The sequence below is a fragment of the Draconibacterium sp. IB214405 genome (genome assembly GCF_033963885.1).
In the GTDB taxonomy this organism is placed as follows: Bacteria; Bacteroidota; Bacteroidia; order Bacteroidales; family Prolixibacteraceae; genus Draconibacterium.
On record NZ_JAXBMA010000004.1, the window covers coordinates 764,934 to 790,632 of the forward strand.

The following is a 25,699-nucleotide window of genomic DNA, read 5'->3' on the forward strand; positions in this document are numbered from 1 at the left end:
CATTAAAAATTGTTCCTGAAAGTTAATGTTGTTCCAATCCCCACCTCGCTTTCAATATTAAATTCGTCGGTGTTCTTTTTAATGTTTGGCAAACCCATACCGGCACCAAAACCCATATTCCGCACGGCTTTCGAAGCGGTGGAAAAACCCTTCTGCATCGCTTTCGTTATATCGGCAATACCCGGACCGGCATCTTTTACCTCAACGTTTATTCCGTTTCCGTCGATTTCTGCCACCATTTTCCCACCAACCGAGTGGGCTACAACATTTACTTCTGCTTCGTAAATGGCCACAACAATTCGTTTGATCACTTTCGGATCAACCTGCAATTGTTTTAGCTTCTTTTTAATTTGGCTGGATGCTTTTCCGGCCATGCTAAAATCGCCACTTACTATTTCAAATTCCAACTTCATTAATAAACCGGGGGCAAACCGTTTTTAAACAACAAACCGCTCGAACGATAAATTGAATAAGGTGTTTCGAGTAAAACAAGACCAATCTCCTTCGCCAATTCTATCATTTCAGGAGTTGCTTTTTTATTTCGCGCCAACAAAACAACTTCAATATCTGCCATCTCGGCTGTACGAATAAGTTGCACATTGGCCAATCCTGTTATTAAAAGTATATGCTCGGTATCGAGCGTTAATACATCGCTCATCAAATCGGAGCTAAAGGCTTTTTGTAAATTATGGTTGATCGCGGTATCTCCGGCAACCACTTCTGCCTGGGTCAAATCTATTATCTCAGTTAATCTCACTTGGTTAGTATAAATCTTGACACAAAGATAGGTTTACAGCCTCTTATTTAAGCTTAAATTCATCAAGTTATGCGGAATTTATAATCATTAAAAACAAGCAAAATTTAGCTCTGATAACCGGAAGAAAGGTGTTTTTAAACAATTCGCAGAAATATAAATGCCATGAGGTTTTAATTGCCTGTTAAATTCCTTATTTTTCTGAAAGAAAACAAGAGTTACCGAACCATGATTTACGACAAAAAATCGATTCTAACAGGCAATATTGATGACCCCGCCATCCATCAGAAAATTATTGATGCCCTGCCTGTCCCCATTTTTTACCGCGACACCAACGGTTTGTACCAGATGTGTAATGCCGCGCACGAAAAATTTACAGGAAAAACAAAAGAACAGATTGTTGGAAAACCATTGCATGAAGTACATGTAAAAGAAATGGCCGATATGTACATGGCGCAGGATAAAGATTTAATTGCCAATCCCGATGTACAGGTTTATAATACACAGGTTCGGCATGGCGACGGAACTTCGCACCACGTAATATTGAATAAGGCTGTAATTCGCGACAACGATGACAAAATTGTTGGAATTGTTGGCTCCATCAACGATATAACCGAATTGAAGAAAACAGAAAAACGTCTGGAAAAAGCACAGGAGACTATGGAAGTTTCTTCGCAAATGATCCACAAAATATCTTCCGGAATTGTAATGGTTGACAGCGATTTTAAGATTGTTGACTCCAACGAATATTTTGCCAAATTAATGGGAGAAGAAGCCGAAGAACTGTACGAAACCATTCCAGGATTAACAGGCGCCGACGTAACCGGCCTTGTTCCCGATCTAATTTTTAAAATGATTTCGAGTGTTTTAACGTCGGGCGATGAATTGGCTGAACGCGACCTCAAGTTCAACAACAAACTAATGCACGTTTCAGTCCGGACCCTCTACAAAAACCGGGTAGTTGGTGTGGTTTTCCGCGACATGTCGGCGCCAATGCTTGTACAAGACGAAATCATTAACCGGGCGCGTAAAATCAACAAACAAAATATTGAAACCGTACAAAAGATTGCCTATCTGCTGGGTGAAAACGCCGCCGAAACAGAAGAACTTTTGAATTCAATAATTGAAACCTACCGTTATGGTGACGATAAATCCTGATTTTCACGTTGAGATAGAAATCCAGCAAAAGCGCCCGAAAGGCGAAATTGCCTGTGGCGATGTATTTCAATCGAGCATTATTCGCGAAGAAGGACGCACCATAATGGTTTTGAGTGACGGTATCGGCCATGGAATAAAAGCAAGTGTTTTGGCTACTCTCACGGCAACGATGGCCCTGAAATATTCGATGCTACACACCAAACCCGAGGTGGCCGCGCGTATCATTATGGAAACGTTGCCCAAAAGCAGCGACGGCAAAGAAAGCTACGCCACGTTTACCATTATTGAATTGGATGACGAAGGCCAGGTGCGAATTGTAAATTACGATAATCCTGAAATCCTGGTAGTTCGCAATGGCGTTGTCATGCAGGGAAAAGAGTACACTCTGACAATCAGCGGTGAAGAAAATCTGGGAAAAGAACTTCACTGTAAAGAATTTACGGCACGAAAAGAAGACCGGATCATTTTTATGTCGGATGGTGTACCGCAATCGGGACTGGGAAACCAACGTTATCCGCTTGGCTGGGGAATGGAAAATATTGAAGAATTTACCCTGAATCAGATAAAACGCATGCCCGATATTTCGGCAACCAAACTGGCCCGAAAGATCATTAACCAGGCCGTAATGAACGATCAGTTCTCGGTAAAAGACGATACAAGTTGTGGTGTGATGTATTTTCGCGAGCCACGTAAGTTTATGTTGATCACCGGCCCGCCTTTCTATAAAATGAAGGACTTCGACTTTGTTGGCCGCATCCAGGATTTTGATGGGAAAAAGATAATTTGTGGTGGAACAACTGCTGAGATCATTGCCCGCGAGCTGAACATTTCGGTGGAAATACAACACGGTAATAAAAACCTCGAAAAATTGCCACCAAGTGCCAGCATGAAAGGTTTTGAGATGGTTACCGAAGGAATTCTGACTCTGGGAAAAGTTGAAGAGATTCTTGAGAATTACGACAGCGATACAAGACTGCAAGACAGTACGTCGGAACAAATCGTACAATTGCTATTGCAACACGACTGCATCGATATTATTGTTGGTACCCGAATTAATTGGGCGCATCAGGACCCGGAACAACCTATCGAACTGGAGCTTCGGAAATTTGTCGTAAAACGTATTGTTCGCCTGCTGGTGCACAAATTTTTCAAAAAAGTAACTATAGAATACGTTTAGTCGAACTTCCTTCTTAAAACTTTAACTATCAGCAAACTCTGCTAAAACTACGTTTCCAGCAATTTCTCATTAACAATGTTTAGTGGTTTTTTGTGGGATTTCTGCTTTCAATTTCCGAACTTTAATAAAACAACACTTGATATGAGAACGATATTTACCATCTTATTCTCTTTTCTCGTGCTTGCCTCATCGGGGCAAATAAAACGTTTTTTAGTTCAGGCGCAGATCGTCGATCAAAACGACGATCCAATTAGCGATGTTTATGTTGTAAACCTCGACAACCACGAGAAAGACATCAGCCACGAAAATGGCGGTTTCACACTTTGGGTATCGCCAAACGATTCATTGGTACTTTCACACATATCTTACTTCAGAAAAATAGTTTCTGTTCAATCCTTACTCGTCAATCCTAAAGTTCAGTTGATTTCTGAACACGTTGATATTCCTGAGATTGTTGTATCGCCGGAGCAGATCACTGATATTGACCGAGCCAGAGGAAATATGGTATTTATGGACGAATACAGTTCGCCGGTTAGAATGCGTATTGAAGAAGAGGACGGCAATCCGGTTACTTGGATAATGACAGCCAACAATGTTTACCTGAGGTCGGAAGCATCATCGATAAGTCTTGTAGCTTTTTCGCCTTCAGAAAGTATTGGAAGACTATTTACCAACCTGAAAAAAGATCGCTACACTGATTACGATTCCACTAGAAAAACACGTGAAGAGCTGGAAAAAAAGAAAAACAAATAGCCTCCAAAGCTAGATTATCAAACCATTTGAAATTACCTGTCTCTGTTTTTCCAATCCTGCCAACTGCATTTTTACAGGCTCTCTCAAACTTTTAAACATTCCATCTGTTTTACATTACACATTAAATTATTGAATATGAAAAAACTGATTCTGATAAACATTTTACTTTTAGCTGTAATTACAGTTTTTGGACAAAATTCGCTGCACGATTTTACAGTAAAAGACATTGAAGGAAACGACTTTGACCTTTCAACATTAAAAGGGAAAAAAGTACTGGTTGTAAACACCGCATCGAAATGTGGATTAACTCCGCAGTTTGAGCAGTTAGAAAGTGTGTTTGAGCAATACGGGGGCGAAAACTTCGTTATTATTGGCTTTCCGGCAAATAACTTTGCCAACCAGGAGCCAAAAAGCAACGAGGAAATTGTTGAATTCTGCCAACTGAATTATGGAGTAACTTTCCCAATGATGTCAAAAATATCGGTGAAAGGCGACGATATGCATCCGGTATACCAGTGGTTGACACAAAAAAGTAAAAACGGAAAGCAGGATTCGGAAGTTGGCTGGAATTTCCAAAAATACCTGATCGACGAAAACGGAAAGCTGGTAGAGGTTATTGAGCCGAAAGTAAAACCGGATGATGCTAAAATTATCAGTTGGATCACTGCCGAAGTACAATAACACATTAAATATAGATACAAAAAAAGGCCGACTAATGTCGACCTTTTTTTGTGGGGAGTACTGGATTCGAACCAGTGACCCTCCCGATATAAATCGGGATACTCTGAACCAAATGAACTAGAACTCCTCTATCAATTTCAAAATTGCACTTCTGCTTTTCCATTTTTTAAGTTGCGTTTCGCACTTCATCGCATCACTTTTTTCATCAAAGGTTTCATAATATTTTAACTCCCATGGTTTACCTGTTGAGGTGAATCCTTTATTAGAGAAATTATGTCGTTGCAAACGACCTTCAACATCTCCCGTTGAACCAATATAGAATTTATTTTATTTTTGAGAATATAATATGTAGCAATAATACATGAGGTTAAATTACAAAAAAGCCAACCAAATGTCTACATTTCTTGTTGGGTGATCCTGATTCGAACGAGTGACACTCCCGATATAATCGGGATGCTCTGAATCAACTGAGCCTTTTGAAAACGAAAAAAGGCCGACTAATATCGACCTTTTTTTTGTGGGGAGTACTGGATTCGAACCAGTGACCCCCTGGGTGTAAACCAGGTGCTCTGAACCAACTGAGCTAACCCCCCAATTATTTTTATCATTAACAGCGAAACACATTAAAAAAGAGGTCAACCGAAATCGACCTCTTTTGTGGGGAGTACTGGATTCGAACCAGTGACCCCCTGGGTGTAAACCAGGTGCTCTGAACCAACTGAGCTAACCCCCCAATATGCTTATTTCTGTTTCTGAACGTACCCCCTTTTCAGTAAGGCGCTGCAAATATAAAACCTATTTTTAGTTCTGCAAAAATTTTTTCAATAAAATTCTCAAAGCACTTCTGCAACCACAAAGGTACTGCCACCTACAAATATCAAATCATTTTTATCTGCTTCGTTTTTTGCTTCTTTATATGCCTCTATCACTGACGGATACGCCTCTCCTTTTAATCCACATTCGGCAGCACGATTTGCCAACTCGGCTGCATCCATTGCCCGGGCAATTGGTGCTTTTACAAAATAATATTTCGCTTGTTTGGGTAAAAGTGCCAAAACTTTGCCCGGATCTTTATCACCAACAGTGCCAAAAATAAAAAACAACTGCTTGTAAGCGGTATTCTTTAACTGCGCAATAATGGCTTTAATCCCATCCTCATTGTGCCCGGTATCGCAAACAATTAACGGATTATTACCAAGTACCTGCCAGCGCCCCAATAAACCTGTTGTGGAAATTACAGCAGCCAATCCTTTTCGCAGACTTTCTTCGGTTATCGCGTACCCTTTTTCATTCAGTATCTCAACCGATTTCAAAACCGCAGGAATATTTTTATGCTGATATTGTCCCAGCAAATCTAGCTTCAACTCCTTAAAAGCAGCAGTTCCATTTTTTTCAACATGCAAATGCTGTTTGCCATCTGTCCCCATTAACGAATAAGGCACTTCGTATTCCTGATCGGCAAAATAAATAGGTGCTCCAACTTGTTCCGCTTTCTGCTCAAAAACGGGTTTCGTCGCGTCCTGCGTTGTTCCAATAACCACAGGTACATCCGTTTTTATAATTCCTGCTTTTTCGGCAGCGATCTTTTCAAGTGTGTCACCCAATAAATTCACATGATCGAGACCAATATTTGTAATCACACTTACATCGGGCGTTATAATATTAGTAGAATCGAGCCGTCCACCCAGACCAACTTCCATTATAGCAACATCCACCTCTTGTTCAGCAAAATAGTCGAATGCCAAAGCCACGGTAAGTTCAAAAAAAGATGGCTGAATTTTCCACAATTCATTGTTAGTTATAAAGTTACTCACCCAGTTGGTTACGACCGTTTCCGGAATCGTTTCACCATCGATTTTTATCCGTTCCCGAAAATCCTTTAAATGCGGAGAAGTGTACAATCCCGTTTTATAACCTGTTGCCTGAAGTATGGCTGCCAGCATATGCGAAACCGACCCTTTCCCATTTGTTCCGGCAACATGAATTGTCTTGTATTTCCGGTGCGGATGACCGTAATTCTCATCCAGTTTCAAGGTATTTTCAAGGGTGTTTTTATAGGCAGCGGGCCCGCTTCGCTGAAACATAGGCAACTGACTAAACAGGAAATCTAAAGTAGCTTTGTAATCCAATGAATTCAATATTTATTAACTGTTGCAAGTTTATTAATTTTTGGCGCATCAGACCCTATTTCTGACGAAATTATCTACATTTAGAACAAATCATTTATATATGCTGAGTAAAACCAAAAAGAGTAAAATTTTCATTCTCGACACGAACGTAATTTTACACGATCACACATGTATTTACCAGTTCCAGGATAACGACATTATCCTTCCGATTACAGTACTCGAGGAGCTGGACAAATTTAAACGAGGAAACGACCTTATCAACTTTCAGGCACGCGAATTTACCCGGGTGCTCGATGAAATTGTTGGAGATGACATTTTTAACGGCGGCAAATCGCTTGGTGTAGGCAAAGGCAGAATACGAATTGAAACAGGGAAACCGTTTTCGGATGATTTAAAAGCTTCGTTTCGCGAAGATATTCCCGATCATCGCATTCTGGCAATTGCGGATTTTACGGCAAAACTTTATCCACGCAGAAAAACGGTTCTGATCAGTAAAGACATTAACCTTCGGATGAAAGCCAAATCGTTGGGTATTCAGGCTGAAGATTATAAAACCGACCAGATTACCGATGAGAATGTTCTGGATAAAACAATCACTACTTTTGATAATTTCGAAGATCCTTTAATCGACCAGCTGTATCAGCAGGGATCGTTTGCCAAAAACGACGTAAAAGATTTTGCTCCGGATGCTAACGAGTGTTACATTTTCAGAGGCAACCAGTCGAGTGCTTTGGCGCGCTACGACAGTAAATCGGAACGAATTTACCGGGTTGAGAAAAAATCGGCGTACGGTATAAAACCGCGAAATGCTGAACAAACTTTTAGTTTAAATATGCTGATGGATCCGGAAGTTAAACTTATTGCGCTTACCGGAAAAGCAGGAACAGGAAAAACCTTACTTGCGCTGGCGGCGGCAATCGAACAACACCGTCAGTACGAACAAATTCTTTTGGCCCGACCTATTGTTGCGCTAAGTAACCGCGACATTGGTTATTTGCCGGGTGATGCTAACGAAAAGATAAATCCATACATGCAGCCACTTTTCGATAATCTGGCTGTAATAAAACATACATTTAATCCGCGAAGCAACGAGTACCAGCTTATCGAAGAAATGGTGAAAGATGAAAAACTGAACATCACTCCACTTGCATACATCCGTGGTAGAAGTTTATCGAATGCCTTTTTTATTATTGACGAAGCACAAAACCTTACCCCGCACGAAATAAAAACCATTATTACACGTGCCGGAGAAGGAACTAAAATGGTATTCACCGGCGACCTGTGGCAGATCGACTCGCCTTACCTCGACATGAAATCGAACGGACTGGCCTATATGGTCGACCGCATGCGCAACCAGGAGTTGTTTGCACACATTAACCTGGTGAAAGGCGAACGAAGTTACCTGGCAGAACTGGCCAGTAACTTATTATAGACCGTCATTCCGAACTCGTTTCAGAATCTAAAATCAAAATAGATCCTGAAATAAATTCAGCATGACGTAACATAGAATAATTGATTCATAAAGAAGTATTTGCATTAAGCAGCTTTTTTCTACCTTTGCAGCCTATTTAGAATAATTCAAGATAGCAAGATGGATTACAAGGGGAAGAAAGCTGCTTTTTACACATTGGGTTGTAAACTTAATTTTTCAGAAACGTCGACCATTGCCGGCTCTTTTAAAGAGGTTGGTTTCGATCGTGTTGAGTTTGATGAAAAAGCCGATGTGTACGTGATTAATACCTGTTCGGTTACCAACCAGGGCGATAAGGCGAGCCGTAATATTGTGCGCAAGGCCGTAAAACAAAACCCTGATGCCATGGTAATTGTGGTGGGTTGCTACTCGCAGCTCAAACCCGACGAAGTGGGTCACATCGAAGGGGTTGATATGGTACTGGGAACTCAGGAAAAGTTTCACATTCCACACTACCTTGGTGATTTGCAAAAACGCGAAACCACCGAAATCAAAACAACACGTTTAGCCGATATAAAAAGCTACCACAAAGCATTTTCGTGGGGCGACCGCACACGCAGTTTCCTGAAAGTACAGGACGGTTGCGATTATTATTGTTCGTTTTGTACCATTCCTTATGCACGCGGACGAAGCCGTAACGATAATGTTGTTAACACGGTTAAAGAAGCACAAAAATCCGTTCAGAAAGGCTACAAAGAAATTATACTTACCGGTGTAAACATTGGCGATTTTGGTAAATCTACCGGTGAGAATTTTCTGGATCTGTTAAAAGCGCTGGAGCAGGTTGAAGGCTTGGAACGACTACGTTTGGGATCGATTGAGCCAAACTTGCTAAAAGACGATATTATCGAACTGGTTTCCAATTCGAAAGTCATCATGCCGCATTTTCATTTGCCGTTACAATCGGGCTCCGATGAAATCCTGTCGCTGATGAAACGTAAATATTCCACCGACCTCTACCGAAAACGTGTGGAACGTATTCGCGAAATAGTACCGCACGCCTTTATTGGTGTTGATGTTATTGCCGGTACCAATGGGGAAACCGAGAAATATTTCCAGGAATCGTTCGACTTCCTCAATAGTCTGGAAATTTCGCAACTCCACGCTTTTACCTACTCGGAAAGAAGCGGAACACAGGCGCTGAAAATTCCATGGAAAGTGGATGTGGAAGAACGCAAAAACCGCACACAGAAATACATCAATCTGTCGGAGAAAAAACTTCGTGCTTTCTACGAGAAACATATCGGCTCAACTCAGGTTGCACTTTTCGAAGCACAGAAAAGCCAGGACAAAATGCATGGATTCACCGAAAACTACATCAAAGTTGAGGTGCCGTATCAGGAAGAACTGGTAAATAAACTGGACAGCGTGAAATTAAAGTCAATTTTGCCAAACGGCAACGTGGCTGTAGATTTCAGCGCCTGATTTTTCAATACTTTTGTTCAAAACAGAAAAGATGGATTACAAAGAGCTTTGTTTTCAAGTACAAAATATAGCACACAGCACCGGTAATTTTATTCGTGGCGAACAAAAAAAGATCACGGAAAAAAATATCGAAATTAAAAGTGTTGCCAGCCTGGTAACCTACGTTGATAAAACTGCCGAAAAACAAATCGTAAAAGCTTTAAAGCAACTGCTTCCCGAAGCAGGTTTTGTTGCCGAAGAAGGAACTGCGAAATCAAATAACGAAAAATACACCTGGTTTGTCGATCCGCTCGACGGAACAACCAACTATTTGCACGGCATCGCGCCGCACTCGGTGAGTATTGGTTTGGCAGAAGGTAATAAAATGGTGTTGGGCGTTGTTTACGAGGTTGGTGCCGACGAGATGTTTTACGCGTGGAAAGGTGGCCCGGCTTATTGTAACGACGAAATTATTGAAACAGCCAAGCGTTCAAAATCGGAAGATACACTGATCGCGACAGGCTTCCCGTATTATGCTTTCGAAAAAGTGGATGAGTACATTGGAGCCATGAAAGAACTGATGCAGTCAACGCGAGGAATTCGCCGTTTTGGATCGGCCGCCATCGATTTGTGTTATGTTGCTGCCGGTCGTTTCGATGCTTTTTATGAACATGCACTACATGCCTGGGATGTGGCAGCCGGCGTATTTATTCTGCAACAGGCAGGCGGAAAAACTACCGATTTTAACGGTGGCGACAACTGGCTGTTTGGCGGAGAAATTATATCAGCCAGCAACGCTTATTTCCCTGAATTCTTTGGGATCGTAAACAAATATCTGGGCGAGAAATAATTCCTTTTGTCATTTCGATGAGTAAGCATGGAGAAATCTGTTACAACAGAACTTATCTCCAACAGATTTCTCTCTTCGTTCGAAATGACAGCCATGATTTTTTGTAAATTGCAGGAAACAAATTACCATGGCAGAAAAACAAATTGCAATTCTTCGGGAGCAACTGGCAAAATTAGACGAAAAAAAATTCGATCTCGATGCCTGGAAAACGCATACCCTGATTTTTTTGGAACGAATTTTCGGTAAGGACAATTCGAAACTCAAGCTCATTCAGGATCTTCATTACGATTACTCAAGTTGGAGCCTGCGCGATACTGCAGCTGCTGGAAAAACAAAAGACAAAGACCCGGTAAAAATGCGTGCCAGCGAAATACTGGAAGCGACTATTCTTGAGTTGGAAACGCTCGGACTGCCTGAAGGAGAAGATGAACAACAAAAACTTTGGGTCTTGCTTCAGGATGAATTAACCGGAAAACAGGTTAAAGAAATTGATGCTTTGGTGAAATCGGACGACAAAGAGAAAGCAAAAAAAATCAGCGAAATTCTTGAAAATCTTGAAAAAGAAAACCTTTCTTTGCTGATCGCAAAACTACTTTTGAGCTGATTTATGAGCAAAGACAAAAAGATTGCCATTGTAATTTTAAACTGGAACGGGGTGAAACTTTTCCCCGATTATCTTCCATCCGTAATCGAACATTCTAAAGGCGAAAACATTGAAGTAATTGTTGCCGACAACGGATCAACCGACAATTCGCTGGAGTTTCTAAAAGCCAATTACCCGGAAGTAACATTGCTCGACCTCAAAGAAAATTACGGTTTTGCAAAAGGCTACAATGTGGCTTTAAATCAAATTGAAGCCGACTATTTTGTGTTGCTGAATTCGGATGTTAAAGTTGAACCCAATTGGATCCAGCCTTGCATCGATCATTTTGAGCAGGATGAAAAAATTGTTGCCGTTCAGCCTAAAGTTTTGAGTTTTAACGAACCTGAACTTTTTGAATATGCCGGGGCAGCCGGCGGTTACATCGATAAATTTGGCTATCCGTTTTGTCGTGGCCGCATTCTCGATCATGTGGAGAAAGATGAAAATCAGCACAACCAATCGAGCGAAATTTTCTGGGCAACCGGTGCGTGTATGTTTGTTCGGGCCGAAGCGTTTAAAAACTCTGGCGGTCTGGATGCAGACTTCTGGGCACACATGGAAGAAATTGATTTATGCTGGCGCTGGAAAAACCAGGGCTACAAAATAGTATACGAACCTAGCAGTGTAGTTTATCACTTGGGTGGCGGAAGTTTGGAATACGGAAATCCACGAAAAGTTTTCCTTAACTTCCGGAACAATCTATACATGCTTTATAAAAACCTGCCGAAAAAGAAGTTCCTGCCGATATTCCTCACTCGAATGATTCTTGACGGAGTAGCTGCTGCCAAATTCCTGGTGGGAAGAGAATTTAAAGCTTTTGGTGCAGTTGCAAAAGCACATCGCGATTTCTACAAAAACCTTTCGGCGCTGCGCAAAAAAAGAAAGGATTTGTTAAAGCTGGCAAGTGTTGACAGTCACAAGCAGATGTATTCGAAAAGCATCATGTGGAAGTTTTTTGTACAGAAAAAACATAAATTTACCGAACTGAATTTCAATCCGGAATAAGCATGCAAAAATTAAAATTTCAAGAGCCCGTTTATACGTATCATATTGATTTTGTTGGACATGTAAATAACATTATTTACGTGCAATGGCTGGAAAATGCCCGTGTTAAACTTATCGAAGCCATGGGTTTGTCGATTACACAAATTGCGCATGAAGACGATATTTTACCTATAATTACGGAAACTACCATTCAGTACAAAAAGCCATTTTTCCTGAGTAACGAAGTGCATATTGAAGTCTGGGTATCAGATATTTTTAATGTGTCGGCAAACTTCAAATTCCGTTTCCGGAACGAAAAAGGTGAAATCTGTTCCACCGCTCAACAAAAGGTTTTGTTCATCGACCGTGCAACACAACGCCCTTCGCGTAAGTTTGTGAAATACAGGGAATCTTTCGAAAAATACCTTTTGGAAGACAGCGAAAGTTAAAGACAAGAAAGTCCAGTTCTGCAGACGTTGTTTTGTCAATTAAAAAATCCGTTATAACTTTGCTCCCGATATTTACGCAATGGGGTGTCCCGATTAAAACATCGGGACTGAGATTATACTCAATGAACCTGATCCGGTTAGCACCGGCGTAGGGAGAGCGAAAAGGATTATTTCCTACCTCATTGGTTAGTTTTTTAACCAATTATTCAAAAATGAAAAAATTTAGTTTGATGCTGCTGTTGCAAGTGATGGCAGTAATTGCTTTCGGGCAAATTAATTTAACCGGCCTTGTTAAAGGTGATGGCGAAGCTTTGGCCGGTGCCAGTGTGGTAATCGAAAAATCGTTTTACGGCGTTTCCACACACGCCAACGGGAGTTTCGAATTCAAAAACTTAAAACCCGGCGATTACACTTTACTGGTTTCGTTTATCGGTTTCGAACCACAAAAAATCAACCTTCAACTTTCAGCAAGTAAAAACATTGAAGTTAACCTGCAACCTAACGTTATTATGACCGACGAAGTGCTGATCTCGGCAACACGTGCAGGAAATAAAACACCCGTAGCCTACAGCAACGTAAGCAGCGACGAGATTGCCAAACGCAACATGGGACAAGACATTCCTTTCTTGCTAAATCTGACACCTTCGTTTGTTACAACTTCTGATGCAGGAGCCGGAGTGGGTTACACCAATTTCCGTGTGCGCGGCACCGATCTTAACCGTATTAATGTAAGTGTGAACGGAATTCCTCTAAACGACGCGGAATCGCACGGCACCTGGTTTGTGGATCAGCCGGATATGGCGTCATCTTTGGAGAATGTACAGATTCAGCGTGGTGTGGGAACTTCTACAAATGGTGCTGCTGCTTTTGGCGCCAGCATTAATTTGCAAACCAACGCACTGAACAAGGAAGCGTACGGCAGCTATAAAACTGCAGCCGGAACATTCAACACCTTCAAAAACACCATTTCTGCCGGAACAGGTTTGATGAACGATCATTTTACGGTTGACGTTCGTTTATCAAAAGTTACATCCGATGGTTTTGTAGACCGTGCCAGTTCCGACCTTAAATCATTCTTTGTTTCGGGCGGTTACTACTCTGAAAATACAATTATTAAAGTGAATGTTTTTACCGGTTACGAAGAAACATACCAGGCCTGGTACGGTGTTCCAACGGTTCGATTGAATGACGACATGGCCGGGATGCAACAATATGCCGACCACTGGCTGATGACACAGGAAGAAGTGGATCACATGATGGCGTCTGACAGTCGAACCTACAATTATTACACTTATAAAAATCAGGTCGACCATTATGTGCAGGATCATTACCAATTGCATTTTTCGCATAAATTCAATTCGAACCTGAATTTAAATGCATCGCTGCATTACACTTATGGTACGGGTTATTACGAGAATTACAAAGCCGACGAAGATTTAGCAGACTACCAGTTGCCGAATATTGAAATTGGTGGTGCAATAATTGAAACCACAGACCTGATCAATCGCAAGTGGCTCGACAATGACTTTTACGGATTTACCTACTCATTCAACTACAACAAAAACAACAGCGATTTTACCTTTGGAGGCGGCTACAATGTTTACGATGGCCGTCATTTTGGAAATGTAATTTGGGCACAGTATCTGGGCGAAGCAGAATATGATCATGAATGGTACCGCGGAACCGGCCTGAAAAAGGACTTTAATGTATTTGCCAAATACAACTGGCAGGTAGCTGAAAAGCTGAATTTATTTGCCGATATGCAATACCGACGAATCGATTATACCATTGAAGGAATCGACGACGATCTTCGGGTTTTGGATCAAGATCACGACTTTAATTTCTTTAATCCGAAACTAGGTATTTTTTACCAGGTGGCCGACAATCAGGATTTGTACCTGTCGTTTGCGGTTGCAAACCGTGAGCCCAACCGCACGGCTTTTGTTGACTACCCGGCCGGCAACGAACCTCCCGTGCACGAAACTTTGCACGACTGGGAACTGGGTTACAATTATGCCTCATCGAAACTCTCGTTTGGTGCCAACGCTTATTTTATGAATTACAAAGATCAGCTGGTTGTTACCGGCCAGATCAACGATGTAGGTTCAGCAATTATGGTTAATGTTGACGAGAGTTACCGCGCAGGAATTGAGCTGCAGGCCGGCGTTCAAATCGCCAACGATTTTCAATGGAACGGTAACACCACATTAAGTATAAACAAGATTAAAGACTTCACGGAATACGTTGACAACTGGGATACCTGGGGACAGGATGCCTTTGATCTGGGAAATACTGATTTGGCATTCTCTCCAAATGTTGTGGCAAACAGTCAGTTTGTATATTCTCCTGGAAAGCATTTTAGTATCGCATTTATTTCACAGTATGTGGGCGATCAGTACATCGACAATACCTCAAGTGACGATCGCAAAATTGATGCTTATTTTGTAAATCACCTGAAAGCCGATTACACTTTTACGACGAAACTGTTTGATGAGATTTCATTGCACTTTATGGCCAACAACCTGTTGGATGTGGAATACGAATCGAATGCATGGGTTTATCCCTATTTACTGGGTGGCGAACGTTATAAAATGGATGGTTATTATCCGCAAGCCGGAGCTCACTTTATGTTTGGAGTAGACTTTACATTTTAAGAATTACTTACCGATTAAAAAGAAAAACGGCCGCACTTTAAAGTGCAGCCGTTTTTTTATTATTGTCTTTCTTTTTATTCCAGTATAACTTTCCCCTCAATTTCCACCAGCAGATCATTGCGGCAAATATCTGCGAGAATATAAACAACGGGCAAATCGCCGTAAACCTTTTTAACCTCTTCGCGAATTTTTCCGTAATCTTTTCTGTTTTTTACATAAACACGGGCGTGTCCAAATTCAGGATTTGTTACCTCATCAGGTAAACCGGCAAGAACCTTGTCAGCATACAAACGTTGCATGTTCTGAATCGTTACTTCGGTTTGTTTGGCTGCATCTTCAACGCCTACCGTCTTTTCGCCAATGATGGATGCAGTTCCGGAAATGAAGATCATCTTTTTATTGCGATACCTGAAATAACGGGCCCGCTCGAATTTAGGCGTTGTTTTCAACACACACTCCTCTCCAACCAAAACCTTTTCGGTGTATTGATGTGCCGAAATCTGGTCGGGATTATCAACCGGTTGAGTTAGCACTTCTTTTGATTTTACCGCCACAAACTCGATAAGAATACCTCCGTGGGTCATCCCTATTCCGGTTGCTGCAGGATATCCGTTTTGCTCAAACACTTTCCCATAAGCATCCGACCGAACGTTATTAAACACCTGGTAGCGTTGCTCATCACCATCAAATCCAAGAATATCTTCCAGGTAATTCCACTGTCGAACGATAGAATACAACGGAAACTGCGCCTCTTCAAATGTCTCAACAAGATCGTCAAAAGCTTTCTCGGCATTGAGTTTACAATTGCTGTTTTGGTTGGCATGAACGGTGCCAAGCAGAATCTCGGTTGTGCCATTTAAGAACAAGGCCGTACTGTTTTCACCTTCAGAAAGCATCTGACAATCCCAGTTTTCCGGGTCGTAATAATAGGCTTCAACAATTACCTTGCAACTCAGCGGTGGTTGCGAAATAAAACTCAATAGAATTTCACTTCCGATAAGCTCTTTAACCTGAATACGAAGATCTTTTAACAGCTGATCGTATTCAGAATTTGAATTGGTATCGACAAAGAAATTAAGTTTGAAAATCCGTTTCCCTGAATTGATTTTTTCAAGCTGCTTCAAGCAACTTTCCAGTTGTGCAGTTAAGTCGCCACAAGCATTTTCAGGCTTTATATACGTTCTGTCTCCGTTTAGAAAATACATCTTATTCTCCCCTCACTCAAACAAATAAAGCACAAATATGGGTGTTTTTTAGCTGAAAAAAATGATTTCTGTCAAATTTCTTGTACCAAGTACAAAAAGCTATATTAACACCTTGCAATATTTTAGAAGTTCGTTAATCAATTAATAATCACCTCTTGCAGTGGCACCGTTCAGCACTGCTTCTGTTGAACCAATTCCCAAACGGTCGGCTCCCATCTCAAGAAAAGCTACGGCAGTTTCCCAGTCGCGGATGCCACCCGACGGTTTTACCTGCATTTTATCGCCGACCGTTTTTACCATCACCTCGATGTATTCAGGTTTGGCGCCACCCGGCCCGAATCCGGTTGATGTTTTTACAAAATCGGCACCGGCCTCGTACGATAATTCGCAGGCTTTGGCAATTTGTTCCAATGTTAAATGACCGCTTTCCTGAATAACTTTTACAAGCACATTGTGTTGGTGAGCCACTTCAACAACAGCTCTAATATCGTCGCGAACATAATCGTATTCACCCGATAAAAACCTACCGATATTCATCACCATATCAATTTCGTCAGTGCCGTCTTCAATGGCCTGTTTTGCCTGAAAAGCTTTAACAGGTGTTGCATCGGCGCCGTGCGGAAAACTAAGTACACACGATACTTTTACACCACTGCCCTGCAACAATTCTTTGGCAGGTTTTATATCACAAGGTTTCACACACATACTAAAAACCTTGTTTTTAATGCACATTTCAGCATTTTCCTTCAGATCGGCCAAGGTTTGTTCGGGTTTTAAAACCGCGTGGTCGATGGTTTGTGCAACTTGTTCTTTTGTATACATATTTTAGTCCTCCATTTCTTTTAAAATCTGCTCCACCTGCTCGTTTGTTTTGGTCAGTTTATCCTTGCAGGTTTTTAAAAGTACCGAAACGCGTTTTACTTTTTCGGCCAGTTCATCCACATCCAGTTCTTCGTTTTCTATCTTTTCAAGAATTTCTTCTATCTCGGCCATCGCCTCGTTGTACGAAATCTTTTTAGCTGCCATTTTGTTTATTTTTTGTGATTTTACTCGTTACTTTTCCATCGGCAAATCGGGTTTCCAGTTCTTCTCCAACTGCTACGTCTTTGCTCGATTTTATTATTTTACCTTCTTTCAAAGTTAATGTAAATCCTCGTTTCAATACATTTTCAGGATTCAATAAACGTACCGAATTTTCGTTTATCAGAATCCGGTCGTGCTCTTTCGCCAAAACGTTTCGGACTTTACCTGACAACAGATCCTGCTGATGATTTAATTTTGCATTTTCTTTAAAAACAGTCTCTCCTACAACCCTTCTCAGGATGCGTTGTTTTTTACCAATGGTATTTTTTGCTTCCACAAACCACACCGAAAGTCCGGAATCAAGATTGTGTTTCAATTCTGTCAGTTCGTTTTGCTTTTTAAACGAAAACAGACTAACATTTTGCTGCAATTCATTGCCGCGTTTGTTTAATTCTCTTTGTCTGTCGTTTATAAATTCGGAGATCGAATACTTTAATCCTTCCGCTACCTTTTCCAGTTTATCTTGTTGAAAATCGAGCGTTTCGCGGGTTAACTGTACAATGCCATTTTCCAGCTCGAGCAAACGTTCGTAGTAGCGCTCAACACCACTAACAAAAAATTCGGCTACGGCAGTTGGTGTTTTCATACGCGTATGTGCCACCAGGTCGATAATCGTATCATCTTTCTCGTGGCCGATTCCAGTAATTACCGGCAACGAAAACTGAGTGATATTCATTGCCAGATCGTAATCATCAAAACTACTCAGATCGGCCGTTGCGCCTCCTCCACGAATAATCGCAACAGCATCGAAAAAATCGTCGTAAGCAAAAATACGATCCAATGCCCGAACAATTGACGGCACTGTTTCGGCACCCTGCATGTAGGCCTCAAACAGTTTGGTGTAGAACTTAAAACCGTATTCGTTGTTTTCCAGCTGGTTCATAAAATCCTGGTAACCGGCAGCCGTTGCCGAGGAAATAACGGCAATCTTCTGTGGTACCAAAGGCAATTCCAGTTCTTTGTTCATATCAAAAACACCTTCGGCCTTCAATCGATTTATAATTTCCTTTCGTTGCAAGGCCATGTCGCCAACTGTGTATGTCGGGTCGATGTCTTTAATATTCAAACTCAAACCGTAAGCCGGGTGATATTCAACTGTTGCCTGAACCAACACCTTAATTCCTTCACTGAAAAGCTGCCCGGTGCTGGTTTCAAAATAAGGTTTAAGCATCCGGTAGGTGTACGACCAGATGGTTGCCCGCGAACGCGCCATAATGGTGTTCCCCTCTTTTTCAACCAACTCCAGATAACAATGTCCGCTTCGGTTATGTTTTAATTCACTCACTTCGGCAACTACCCACACCGTTCCCGGAAATGCATCAAGCAATGCATTTTTTATTTGGTTGTTTAATTCCGAAAGGGTGAGTTGCTGGTTCATCTGCTACCTGATTTTATTGATCTTAAAGGTTTCGGCACCCTCTTTTGTTCGCAACACTAGCAGATAAATTCCGGGCTCCATCGTTTCCAATCCATTCAGTGAAATGGAAGGAGCCACTGACCTTTTCCAGGCTTTTATTTTACTGCCATCGATCGAATATATTTCAATATCAATTTCGTGTTCCTGTTGATTTGTATCCGACTGAACTACAATTCTATCCTGCACAGGATTTGGAAAAACAGTCCAGATATTCTTTTGCAGAATTATCGGTGTTGACACCGGATTAAGCAAAGCACAAGCTTGCCTCATATTCGGAACGCCATATCCCTGAAGCGAATCGGGAGAACTGTAAAGGTGACCGCTTTTTTCTAGCGCATCTTTTATTTCAACAGCTGTTTTATTGGAATAACATTGCCACAACGATGCAGCCATTCCAGCCAGAACCGGCGACGAAAACGAAGTTCCACTGGCCACTGAAAGCGAACCGTTGGAACGTTGTACCGTTGTTTGATAGCCCATTGCCGAAACATTTGGCTTCAGCGCACCATCGGCAGCAGGGCCAGCAGATGAAAAATAGGCCGGGTTAAAATTCTTATCTACAGCACCAACACCAATCACATTTACACCATCGGAAGGTGCCACGATACGGAACCAGGAATTAGCCCGCTCGTTGCCGGCACTTGAAAACACCATAATGCCCCTCGATGCTGCAATATTTGCTCCTCTGGTCACACGTGTTGTTTTACCGTCCATGTCGGAATAAGTATGATTTGTAGCAGTGTCCTGAAATTCAGTATAACCAAGCGATGAATTGATAATATCAACGCCAACACTGTCAGCAAACTCAGCAGCTGCCACCCAATTATCTTCTTCAATTTTATATTCTGATCCGGTGTCTTCCGAACGCAACAACCAATAAGAAGCTTTTGGCGCTGTGCCGATCAATTCTCCGGGAATATTCCCCCCCATACACGAAAGCACACTCATTCCATGATAGTTGGTAGAAAAGAAATCATCATCGGGATTTACAAAATCCTTCGTACCCAGAATCTGGTTATTTGCCCAAAGACTGTCGAAAGCCGGTAGCTCATCGACCTTTAAAAACCCGGCATCCAACACGGCAATTTGTTTTCCTTGTCCACGAAAATTCTCGTTATGCAAAAACTGACCTTCCATCATTCCAACCTGATACACCGAACTTCCATACAATGAAGTATCGATTGGAGCCACATCGGCAAAACTTTCGTCTTCAAATTTGTTGAATGTACTTTTTGTTGCAGTACCCGGTTTTGTTAATTGAACCTCACGTATAAAATCCCAGGTTAAACTGTCTGCCAGATTTGTTGAATCGCAGCTAACTGTAATTCCGTTTAACCATTTTGATGCATGCACTAACTCGACATTTAGTGTAAGCACCGAATCGATATAATTTTGATTAACCGGCAAATCCAATGAATCGATAGGAATATTTTGATTGATGCGACGTTCAATAGCACGTTCGGAAAGATATACGGAAGGATTATCAAGCGAATATTCTGAATTATTTTTATCGGTAAAACCTATCCAAAAATAATTCTGAGCATTAATTTGTTGCAAACCCATTAACAGCGTGCAAAGGAGTAAAATGGTATACTTCATTCTAATACAATGTTCAATTTTGTGGTTCAAAAGTGAAAATGAAATGATGCAACAAACAACCTTCAGACACTTTATCAACCGTCCCTAATAAAAGGCCAAGTTAATGAAATAATAGCTTTTTACCTTGAACTGCAAACAGTTTTATCGGTTCTTTTGGTTGCGCATCATGTACTCCGACGGATCTTGCAAAAACTCCTCGGGATCGAGAATTGTATCCTTATTTTTTTCCAACTCAATCATTTTCAGGTTGTCGATACTGTCGCGAACATTAGGATTCAGAATTTGCCCGTTATCGTAGTACAAAGTGTACAGCAGATTTCCTTCGCGGTCGAAATGTTTCCACTCACCATGACGCAGGTTATTTCGGTATTCGGCCACCATTTCCTGGCGACCGTTTTCGTAATTCACCAAAAACAACCCGTGACGCATCCCCAGTTTCATTTTGCACTGCATATAAGGTTCGCCACTTTTATAAAATATCTGGTAGTCGCCATCTTCTTTGTCGTTCACCCACTGCTTTTCTTCCATCACTTCGCCCGTATCGTAATATTGATGCGATGTTCCGTACTTCAGACCTAATTTATATTCTTCGTCTGCAGTTAAAACATTGTTTTTATAAATCTTCCAAACACCTTCTTTTTGCTGGTTCACATAATTTCCTTCAGTTAATTTTTTACGCCATACATCAAAAAACTGCGTATAAGCCGTATCGCCTTTGTATTCAATCAGTGCTTTCAACTGTCCACCCGGATGGTAGCGTTTCCACTCACCAACAGGCTTGTCATCTTTAAAGTTTCCTTCGTAGATTAAACGTCCGTTGGCCTGCTTTTTCTGCCAAAATCCCTGGCGCAAACCATTGGCATCAGTTTGGTTTGTCTGCGAAAAAACAACCGACGGAAGAAAAATTAAAAGAACAAGCAAATATCTCATAACACACTATTTTAGGTAGAACGCGAAATTAGGGATTTATTTCAGTTGGCATAAAAAAAGCTTTCCATCAATCAATAGAAAGCCAATAATTATGTAATTAAAACGTGTCTTTAATAAATTTCTTTGGTCATTCGTTCAGTGGCAGTCATGTAATAGCGTGCAAAGTTTTCGTCTTCCATAAAAACGGTTAGCTGTTCGCGCCAGGTTTCCGCTTCTTCCGACAATTCTGCAATACGAATTTTAGCCTGTTTATCTTCGGGATTTGCACGATACGCTTTTATTACCGGGATAAATTCATCCATCCAGTTTTCGTAGCGATCCATCAGTTTTTGCTGATCGTTTTCCAATGGAAATTCAGCTTTGTCGTTCAACACTTTCGCCGATAGCTTTTCTCCTGCTACTGCACCAGCGCCAATTGTCATCCCCAATTTTGTTAAAAAGGCTCTTCTTGATTGTTCGTATTCGTTGCTCATTTCTGTGTTTTTAAATCCTCATTTCACAAACACGGTTGAGCCGGGAATGTTTAAGACGTTAACAGAAAAGCCACCTTTATAATAAATCTATTAGAACGAATCCCGTTTCTCGAACATACAAATATGCTCTAAACAAACACTTTCTGGAAGCTTATCTATTTCTAAACCTCTCAAAAAGCATATAATCCTAATTTTTAATTTTATTTCCTTTAAAATATCATCTTTTTAATATTTTTAATATGTTTTCTTTATATTGAGATTTGAAACGATCGAAATAAACAGTCATTGATGGAACAGATTAATCTCTGATAATCAGCTATCAAATACTGTTTGAACAATACGATTAAAAACTAAAAAACATATTAAAATGAAACCAACATTATTAGTATTAGCGGCCGGAATGGGCAGTCGCTACGGAGGATTAAAACAGATGGATCCGATTGGCCCGTCGAACGAAACGATTATCGACTACTCGATTTACGATGCCATTGAGGCGGGATTTGGCAAAATTGTCTTTGTCATTCGCGAAAGTTTCGCGCAGGAATTTAAAGCACTTTTTAATGCAAAAATTGCGGGTAGAATTGAAGTTGAATACGTAACCCAGGAGATTGATAAGGTTCCGCAAGATTCAAAATATAATCCGGAAAGAGAAAAACCGTGGGGAACGGGGCACGCCATATTAATGGCAAAAGACTGTATTAACGAACCGTTTGCAGTTATTAATGCCGATGATTATTATGGAGCCGGTGCATTTAAAACAATGGCCGATTTTCTTGCTACCGAAGCCACCGACGAAGAAAATTGTATGATCGGCTACAACTTAAAAAACACAATCTCGGAAAATGGATCAGTTTCAAGAGGCGTTTGTTCCACTGATGCAAACGATTTCCTGAAAGAGGTAAATGAACGCACACACATTGAGCAAACCAAAGATGTTATTGCCTACAAAGAAAATGACCAGTGGATTTCGTTGGCAGCCGACACAACCGTTTCGATGAATTTCTGGGGTTTTACACCACGACTTTTTAATCATTTGGAAACGCAGTTTATCACCTTTCTGAAAGAACGAGGCGATGAATTAAAATCGGAGTTTTACATCCCGGTGGTAGTTTCGGAAATCATCAAAAGTGGCGTAACACAGTTTAAAGTGTTGAAGTCGGATGCGCAATGGTTCGGTGTTACTTACAGCGAAGACAAAGCAAAAGCAGTTGAAGCCATAAACCGCCTGATCGACAAAAATGTATACCCAACTACACTGTGGAAGAACGAGAGTCTTCCAACGGTTTAACAGCGAATTCAGAAGTTTTATGGGAAAATTAACCTCTACGACTCAGAATAAAAAATCAAAATAACAAATCAATAAAATGGCATTAATAAGTTCAATATCAGGAATCCGCGGAACAATTGGCGGACAACCGGGAGAATCACTCTCCCCTTTTGATATTTTAAAATTTGCAGGTGCATACGGAACCTGGATAAAACAAAACGCAGAAAAACCAACTGTAGTAATTGGCCGCGATGCGCGCGTCTCAGGACAGATGGTTCTGAATTTGATTGTTGGCACATTAAATAGTCTCGGAATCGATGTAATCGATTTGGGACTGGCACCAACACCAACAGTCGAAATTGCTATTCCTATGGAAAAGGCAAATGGTGGAATAATCATCACCGCAAGCCACAATCCCGGCAACTGGAATGCTTTAAAACTACTAAACAACAAAGGTGAATTTATTTCACAGGCGGATGGTGAAGAGATCCTTAAACAGGCACAAAAAGCAGCCTTCGATTTTGTGGAAGCACAATCAATTGGTACCTACATTACAAATGATTGCTATATCGACAAGCACATCGAAAGCATTCTGAACCTGCCTTTGGTAAATAAAGAAGCGATAAAAGAAGCACAGCTAAAAGTAGCTGTCGACAGTGTAAACTCTGTAGGAAATCCATCGATTCCTAAACTGTTAAAAGCACTGGGCATTGCGGAAGTGGTTGAAATCTTTGCTGAGCCAAATGGAAAGTTCTCGAGGATTGCCGAACCACTGGAAGAGAACCTAACCGAACTGTGTAAAACCGTTAGCAAAAATAATCTAGACCTGGGAATTGCGGTTGATCCGGATGTGGACCGACTGGCACTGGTTGATGAAAACGGAAAAGCCTTTGGAGAAGAATATACGCTGGTATCAATCTCCGATTATATTTTGTCGAACACACCAGGCACAATTGCAGCCAACCTTTCGTCGACCAATGCATTAAAAGACATTGCCAAAAAACACGATGTTCAGTTTTACGAGTCGGCCGTTGGCGAGGTGAATGTTGTGGAGCAAATGAAAAATGTAAATGCGGTAATCGGTGGTGAAGGAAACGGAGGGGTGATTTATCCTGAACTTCATTATGGCCGCGATGCTTTGGTAGGCATTGCGTTGTTTCTTACACAGCTTGCTGAATCGAAAAAGAGTGCATCAAAAATAAGAGCACAGTACCCCAACTACGAAATGTTAAAAGACAAAATTGAGTTTGACGCAAATGTTGATTTGAACCAATTATTGCAGGAGGTAAAAGCATCATTCCCGCAATGCAAAACAAACGAAATTGATGGCTTAAAACTCTACTTCGAAGATGGTTGGGCACACATGCGCAAATCGAATACCGAGCCAATTGTCAGGATTTATATCGAGAGCACAAGCCTTGACAGGGCTAAAGAAATAAACATTAAAATTCGTTCAATCACTAAAACCAATTAATATGAAAACTGATCTAAAACAAATCGCAGGTAATTTTCAAATCGAAGGAGAAATTGAGTCGATTAAACCTCTTGGCGAGGGATTTATCAACGACACTTATTATTTAAAAACCGTTGAGGAAAATACGCCCGACTACCTGCTACAACGTAAAAACAAATCGATTTTTACCGACGTTCCGGCAATGATGGACAACATCGAACGTGTAACGCAGCATTTAAAAGAGAAGATTAAAAGCAACGGCGGCGATCCGATGCGCGAAGCAATGACGGTAACAAAAAGCAAGGGTAATGAACTTTATTACCAGGATGAAACCGGTGAATACTGGGCCATGTGCTATTTTATAAAAGGCAGTGTTACCTATGAAAAAGCTGACACCCCGGAACTGGCTTACGCTGGCGGACGTGGAATTGGAAAATTCCAGGCGATGACTGCTGATTTTGAAGGAACGTTGACAGATATCCTGCCTGGATTTCACAACATCCGCTACCGTTTTGAACAGTGGGACAAAGTGCTTGCTGAAGATCCGGTACAAAGGAAAGCAGAAGTAAAGGAGGAAATCAGCTGGATTGAAAGCCGCAAAGAAGAGATGCTTAACTTCTGGAAGCTTGTTGAAGACGGAACGATTCCGGCACGTGTAACACACAACGACACAAAAATCAACAACATCCTTTTTGATGACAAAGGCGACGTGTTGTGCGTGATCGACCTTGACACAGTATTGAGCAGCACGGCGCTTAACGACTTTGGCGATGCCATTCGTTCTTATACCAACACCGGTTTGGAAGACGATGAAAATCTGGAAAACATTTCGATGGATATGGAAACCTTTGCGGCTTATGCCCAGGGCTACCTCAAAGAAACCAGTTCTTTTCTGACACAACCGGAAATTGATTATTTAGCGTTTTCAGCCAAATACATTACTTACGAGCAGGTATTGCGCTTTTTAATGGATTACATTGACGGCGACAATTATTACAAAATAAAAAGCCCAAATCATAACCTCGTTCGTACCCATGCCCAATACAAATTGCTGCAAAGCATTGAGCAACAATTTGAAGACATGAAAAAAATTGTGAGCAGATTAGCTGCAAATTAGGCATAAAAAAATCACCAGAAGACAATTGAAATAAATTGTCTTTTGGTG

At 41.2% G+C, this 25,699-nt stretch carries 25 protein-coding genes, 2 tRNA genes and 1 riboswitch; of the genes, 14 read left to right on the forward strand and 13 right to left on the reverse strand.

Features of this window, described 5'->3' with window-relative positions; all coding sequences use genetic code 11:
- Positions 1 to 2: 2 nt before the first annotated feature.
- Positions 3 to 413, reverse strand: a complete 411-nt coding sequence (locus SLH46_RS15745; RefSeq protein WP_320282166.1) for an ATP-binding protein — start codon at positions 411 to 413, stop codon at positions 3 to 5.
- Complete coding sequence (locus tag SLH46_RS15750) at positions 413 to 757, reverse strand: hypothetical protein (protein WP_320282167.1); 345 nt, start codon at positions 755 to 757, stop codon at positions 413 to 415. Before SLH46_RS15750 ends, SLH46_RS15745 begins: the two co-directional genes overlap by 1 nt.
- A 225-nt stretch (positions 758 to 982) precedes the next feature.
- On the opposite strand from SLH46_RS15750, the gene SLH46_RS15755 reads away from it, so the two are divergent.
- From SLH46_RS15755 to SLH46_RS15770, 4 genes are all read left to right on the forward strand, one after another.
- On the forward strand, positions 983 to 1,912 hold the full coding sequence (locus SLH46_RS15755) for a PAS domain-containing protein (protein WP_320282168.1): 930 nt from the start codon (positions 983 to 985) through the stop codon (positions 1,910 to 1,912).
- Positions 1,893 to 3,089, forward strand: a complete 1,197-nt coding sequence (locus tag SLH46_RS15760; protein WP_320282169.1) for a SpoIIE family protein phosphatase — start codon at positions 1,893 to 1,895, stop codon at positions 3,087 to 3,089. The genes SLH46_RS15755 and SLH46_RS15760 overlap by 20 nt, the downstream gene beginning before the upstream one ends.
- Positions 3,090 to 3,230: 141 nt before the next feature.
- Entirely contained in the window at positions 3,231 to 3,842 is a 612-nt protein-coding gene (locus tag SLH46_RS15765; RefSeq protein WP_320282170.1) for a hypothetical protein, read from the forward strand.
- Positions 3,843 to 3,977: 135 nt separating this feature from the next.
- Positions 3,978 to 4,523, forward strand: coding sequence for a glutathione peroxidase (locus SLH46_RS15770; RefSeq protein WP_320282171.1), 546 nt, complete (start codon positions 3,978 to 3,980; stop codon positions 4,521 to 4,523).
- A gap of 117 nt (positions 4,524 to 4,640) precedes the next feature.
- Here SLH46_RS15770 and SLH46_RS21725 read toward each other — a convergent pair whose 3' ends face one another.
- The 4 genes from SLH46_RS21725 to SLH46_RS15785 form a co-directional block, all read right to left on the reverse strand.
- Entirely contained in the window at positions 4,641 to 4,838 is a 198-nt protein-coding gene (locus tag SLH46_RS21725; protein ID WP_442873568.1) for a GIY-YIG nuclease family protein, read from the reverse strand.
- Between the two features lie 203 nt (positions 4,839 to 5,041).
- A tRNA-Val gene (locus SLH46_RS15775) sits at positions 5,042 to 5,116 on the reverse strand.
- A gap of 65 nt (positions 5,117 to 5,181) precedes the next feature.
- Positions 5,182 to 5,256 (reverse strand) — tRNA-Val (locus tag SLH46_RS15780).
- A 100-nt stretch (positions 5,257 to 5,356) separates the two neighbouring features.
- Positions 5,357 to 6,652 carry a bifunctional folylpolyglutamate synthase/dihydrofolate synthase gene (locus SLH46_RS15785; RefSeq protein ID WP_320282172.1) on the reverse strand — a complete coding sequence of 432 codons (1,296 nt, stop codon included), beginning with the start codon at positions 6,650 to 6,652 and terminating at the stop codon, positions 5,357 to 5,359.
- Positions 6,653 to 6,752: 100 nt separating this feature from the next.
- On the opposite strand from SLH46_RS15785, the gene SLH46_RS15790 reads away from it, so the two are divergent.
- From SLH46_RS15790 to SLH46_RS15820, 7 genes are all read left to right on the forward strand, one after another.
- Entirely contained in the window at positions 6,753 to 8,084 is a 1,332-nt protein-coding gene (locus SLH46_RS15790) for a PhoH family protein (protein ID WP_320282173.1), read from the forward strand.
- Positions 8,085 to 8,243: 159 nt separating this feature from the next.
- Positions 8,244 to 9,548: a tRNA (N(6)-L-threonylcarbamoyladenosine(37)-C(2))-methylthiotransferase MtaB gene (gene mtaB, locus SLH46_RS15795; protein WP_320282174.1), complete on the forward strand. Its 1,305-nt coding sequence runs from the start codon at positions 8,244 to 8,246 to the stop codon at positions 9,546 to 9,548.
- Positions 9,549 to 9,579: 31 nt separating this feature from the next.
- Positions 9,580 to 10,377: an inositol monophosphatase family protein gene (locus SLH46_RS15800; RefSeq protein ID WP_320282175.1), complete on the forward strand. Its 798-nt coding sequence runs from the start codon at positions 9,580 to 9,582 to the stop codon at positions 10,375 to 10,377.
- Positions 10,378 to 10,504: 127 nt separating this feature from the next.
- Positions 10,505 to 10,981: a hypothetical protein gene (locus SLH46_RS15805; RefSeq protein ID WP_320282176.1), complete on the forward strand. Its 477-nt coding sequence runs from the start codon at positions 10,505 to 10,507 to the stop codon at positions 10,979 to 10,981.
- A gap of 3 nt (positions 10,982 to 10,984) precedes the next feature.
- Complete coding sequence (locus SLH46_RS15810; RefSeq protein ID WP_320282177.1) at positions 10,985 to 12,025, forward strand: glycosyltransferase family 2 protein; 1,041 nt, start codon at positions 10,985 to 10,987, stop codon at positions 12,023 to 12,025.
- A gap of 2 nt (positions 12,026 to 12,027) precedes the next feature.
- On the forward strand, positions 12,028 to 12,453 hold the full coding sequence (locus SLH46_RS15815; protein WP_320282178.1) for an acyl-CoA thioesterase: 426 nt from the start codon (positions 12,028 to 12,030) through the stop codon (positions 12,451 to 12,453).
- 70 nt (positions 12,454 to 12,523) lie between these two features.
- Positions 12,524 to 12,625, forward strand: a riboswitch (TPP riboswitch).
- A gap of 40 nt (positions 12,626 to 12,665) precedes the next feature.
- Entirely contained in the window at positions 12,666 to 15,107 is a 2,442-nt protein-coding gene (locus SLH46_RS15820) for a TonB-dependent receptor (protein ID WP_320282179.1), read from the forward strand.
- 74 nt (positions 15,108 to 15,181) lie between these two features.
- Here the strand turns inward: SLH46_RS15820 and SLH46_RS15825 are convergent, their stop codons facing one another.
- The 7 genes from SLH46_RS15825 to SLH46_RS15855 form a co-directional block, all read right to left on the reverse strand.
- Positions 15,182 to 16,312: a chorismate transformation enzyme, FkbO/Hyg5 family gene (locus SLH46_RS15825; protein ID WP_320282180.1), complete on the reverse strand. Its 1,131-nt coding sequence runs from the start codon at positions 16,310 to 16,312 to the stop codon at positions 15,182 to 15,184.
- Positions 16,313 to 16,453: 141 nt separating this feature from the next.
- Positions 16,454 to 17,134 carry a deoxyribose-phosphate aldolase gene (gene deoC, locus SLH46_RS15830; protein WP_320282181.1) on the reverse strand — a complete coding sequence of 227 codons (681 nt, stop codon included), beginning with the start codon at positions 17,132 to 17,134 and terminating at the stop codon, positions 16,454 to 16,456.
- Positions 17,135 to 17,137: 3 nt separating this feature from the next.
- On the reverse strand, positions 17,138 to 17,338 hold the full coding sequence (gene xseB / locus SLH46_RS15835) for an exodeoxyribonuclease VII small subunit (protein WP_320282182.1): 201 nt from the start codon (positions 17,336 to 17,338) through the stop codon (positions 17,138 to 17,140).
- Positions 17,328 to 18,773, reverse strand: coding sequence for an exodeoxyribonuclease VII large subunit (gene xseA, locus SLH46_RS15840; RefSeq protein ID WP_320282183.1), 1,446 nt, complete (start codon positions 18,771 to 18,773; stop codon positions 17,328 to 17,330). The genes xseB and xseA overlap by 11 nt, the downstream gene beginning before the upstream one ends.
- A 3-nt stretch (positions 18,774 to 18,776) precedes the next feature.
- Complete coding sequence (locus SLH46_RS15845) at positions 18,777 to 20,411, reverse strand: S8 family serine peptidase (protein WP_320282184.1); 1,635 nt, start codon at positions 20,409 to 20,411, stop codon at positions 18,777 to 18,779.
- Between the two features lie 141 nt (positions 20,412 to 20,552).
- Positions 20,553 to 21,341: a toxin-antitoxin system YwqK family antitoxin gene (locus SLH46_RS15850; RefSeq protein ID WP_320282185.1), complete on the reverse strand. Its 789-nt coding sequence runs from the start codon at positions 21,339 to 21,341 to the stop codon at positions 20,553 to 20,555.
- Positions 21,342 to 21,451: 110 nt separating this feature from the next.
- Positions 21,452 to 21,814 carry a twin-arginine translocation signal domain-containing protein gene (locus tag SLH46_RS15855; protein WP_320282186.1) on the reverse strand — a complete coding sequence of 121 codons (363 nt, stop codon included), beginning with the start codon at positions 21,812 to 21,814 and terminating at the stop codon, positions 21,452 to 21,454.
- A 367-nt stretch (positions 21,815 to 22,181) separates the two neighbouring features.
- Here SLH46_RS15855 and SLH46_RS15860 point away from each other — a divergent pair, with 367 nt between their 5' ends.
- The 3 genes from SLH46_RS15860 to SLH46_RS15870 all read left to right on the forward strand — a co-directional run bounded on the left by SLH46_RS15860 (position 22,182) and on the right by SLH46_RS15870 (position 25,651).
- A complete protein-coding gene (locus SLH46_RS15860; protein ID WP_320282187.1) occupies positions 22,182 to 23,102 on the forward strand; it encodes a nucleotidyltransferase family protein in 921 nt (306 codons plus the stop codon).
- Between the two features lie 76 nt (positions 23,103 to 23,178).
- Positions 23,179 to 24,555, forward strand: coding sequence for a phosphoglucosamine mutase (gene glmM, locus SLH46_RS15865; protein ID WP_320282188.1), 1,377 nt, complete (start codon positions 23,179 to 23,181; stop codon positions 24,553 to 24,555).
- Between the two features lies 1 nt (position 24,556).
- Positions 24,557 to 25,651, forward strand: coding sequence for a phosphotransferase enzyme family protein (locus tag SLH46_RS15870; protein WP_320282189.1), 1,095 nt, complete (start codon positions 24,557 to 24,559; stop codon positions 25,649 to 25,651).
- Positions 25,652 to 25,699: the final 48 nt, after the last annotated feature.

Coding starts and splice junctions, on each gene's coding strand:
- SLH46_RS15765 (WP_320282170.1), top strand. CDS start 3,231: ATGAGAACGATATTTACCATCTTATTCTCTTTTCTCGTGCTTGCCTCA.
- SLH46_RS15790 (WP_320282173.1), top strand. CDS start 6,753: ATGCTGAGTAAAACCAAAAAGAGTAAAATTTTCATTCTCGACACGAAC.
- xseA (WP_320282183.1), bottom strand. CDS start 18,773: ATGAACCAGCAACTCACCCTTTCGGAATTAAACAACCAAATAAAAAAT.
- SLH46_RS15800 (WP_320282175.1), top strand. CDS start 9,580: ATGGATTACAAAGAGCTTTGTTTTCAAGTACAAAATATAGCACACAGC.
- SLH46_RS15745 (WP_320282166.1), bottom strand. CDS start 413: ATGAAGTTGGAATTTGAAATAGTAAGTGGCGATTTTAGCATGGCCGGA.
- SLH46_RS15755 (WP_320282168.1), top strand. CDS start 983: ATGATTTACGACAAAAAATCGATTCTAACAGGCAATATTGATGACCCC.
- SLH46_RS15770 (WP_320282171.1), top strand. CDS start 3,978: ATGAAAAAACTGATTCTGATAAACATTTTACTTTTAGCTGTAATTACA.
- xseB (WP_320282182.1), bottom strand. CDS start 17,338: ATGGCAGCTAAAAAGATTTCGTACAACGAGGCGATGGCCGAGATAGAA.
- mtaB (WP_320282174.1), top strand. CDS start 8,244: ATGGATTACAAGGGGAAGAAAGCTGCTTTTTACACATTGGGTTGTAAA.
- deoC (WP_320282181.1), bottom strand. CDS start 17,134: ATGTATACAAAAGAACAAGTTGCACAAACCATCGACCACGCGGTTTTA.
- SLH46_RS15850 (WP_320282185.1), bottom strand. CDS start 21,341: ATGAGATATTTGCTTGTTCTTTTAATTTTTCTTCCGTCGGTTGTTTTT.
- SLH46_RS15820 (WP_320282179.1), top strand. CDS start 12,666: ATGAAAAAATTTAGTTTGATGCTGCTGTTGCAAGTGATGGCAGTAATT.
- SLH46_RS15845 (WP_320282184.1), bottom strand. CDS start 20,411: ATGAAGTATACCATTTTACTCCTTTGCACGCTGTTAATGGGTTTGCAA.
- SLH46_RS15815 (WP_320282178.1), top strand. CDS start 12,028: ATGCAAAAATTAAAATTTCAAGAGCCCGTTTATACGTATCATATTGAT.
- SLH46_RS15810 (WP_320282177.1), top strand. CDS start 10,985: ATGAGCAAAGACAAAAAGATTGCCATTGTAATTTTAAACTGGAACGGG.
- SLH46_RS15870 (WP_320282189.1), top strand. CDS start 24,557: ATGAAAACTGATCTAAAACAAATCGCAGGTAATTTTCAAATCGAAGGA.
- glmM (WP_320282188.1), top strand. CDS start 23,179: ATGGCATTAATAAGTTCAATATCAGGAATCCGCGGAACAATTGGCGGA.
- SLH46_RS15825 (WP_320282180.1), bottom strand. CDS start 16,312: ATGTATTTTCTAAACGGAGACAGAACGTATATAAAGCCTGAAAATGCT.
- SLH46_RS15860 (WP_320282187.1), top strand. CDS start 22,182: ATGAAACCAACATTATTAGTATTAGCGGCCGGAATGGGCAGTCGCTAC.
- SLH46_RS15855 (WP_320282186.1), bottom strand. CDS start 21,814: ATGAGCAACGAATACGAACAATCAAGAAGAGCCTTTTTAACAAAATTG.
- SLH46_RS15760 (WP_320282169.1), top strand. CDS start 1,893: ATGGTGACGATAAATCCTGATTTTCACGTTGAGATAGAAATCCAGCAA.
- SLH46_RS15805 (WP_320282176.1), top strand. CDS start 10,505: ATGGCAGAAAAACAAATTGCAATTCTTCGGGAGCAACTGGCAAAATTA.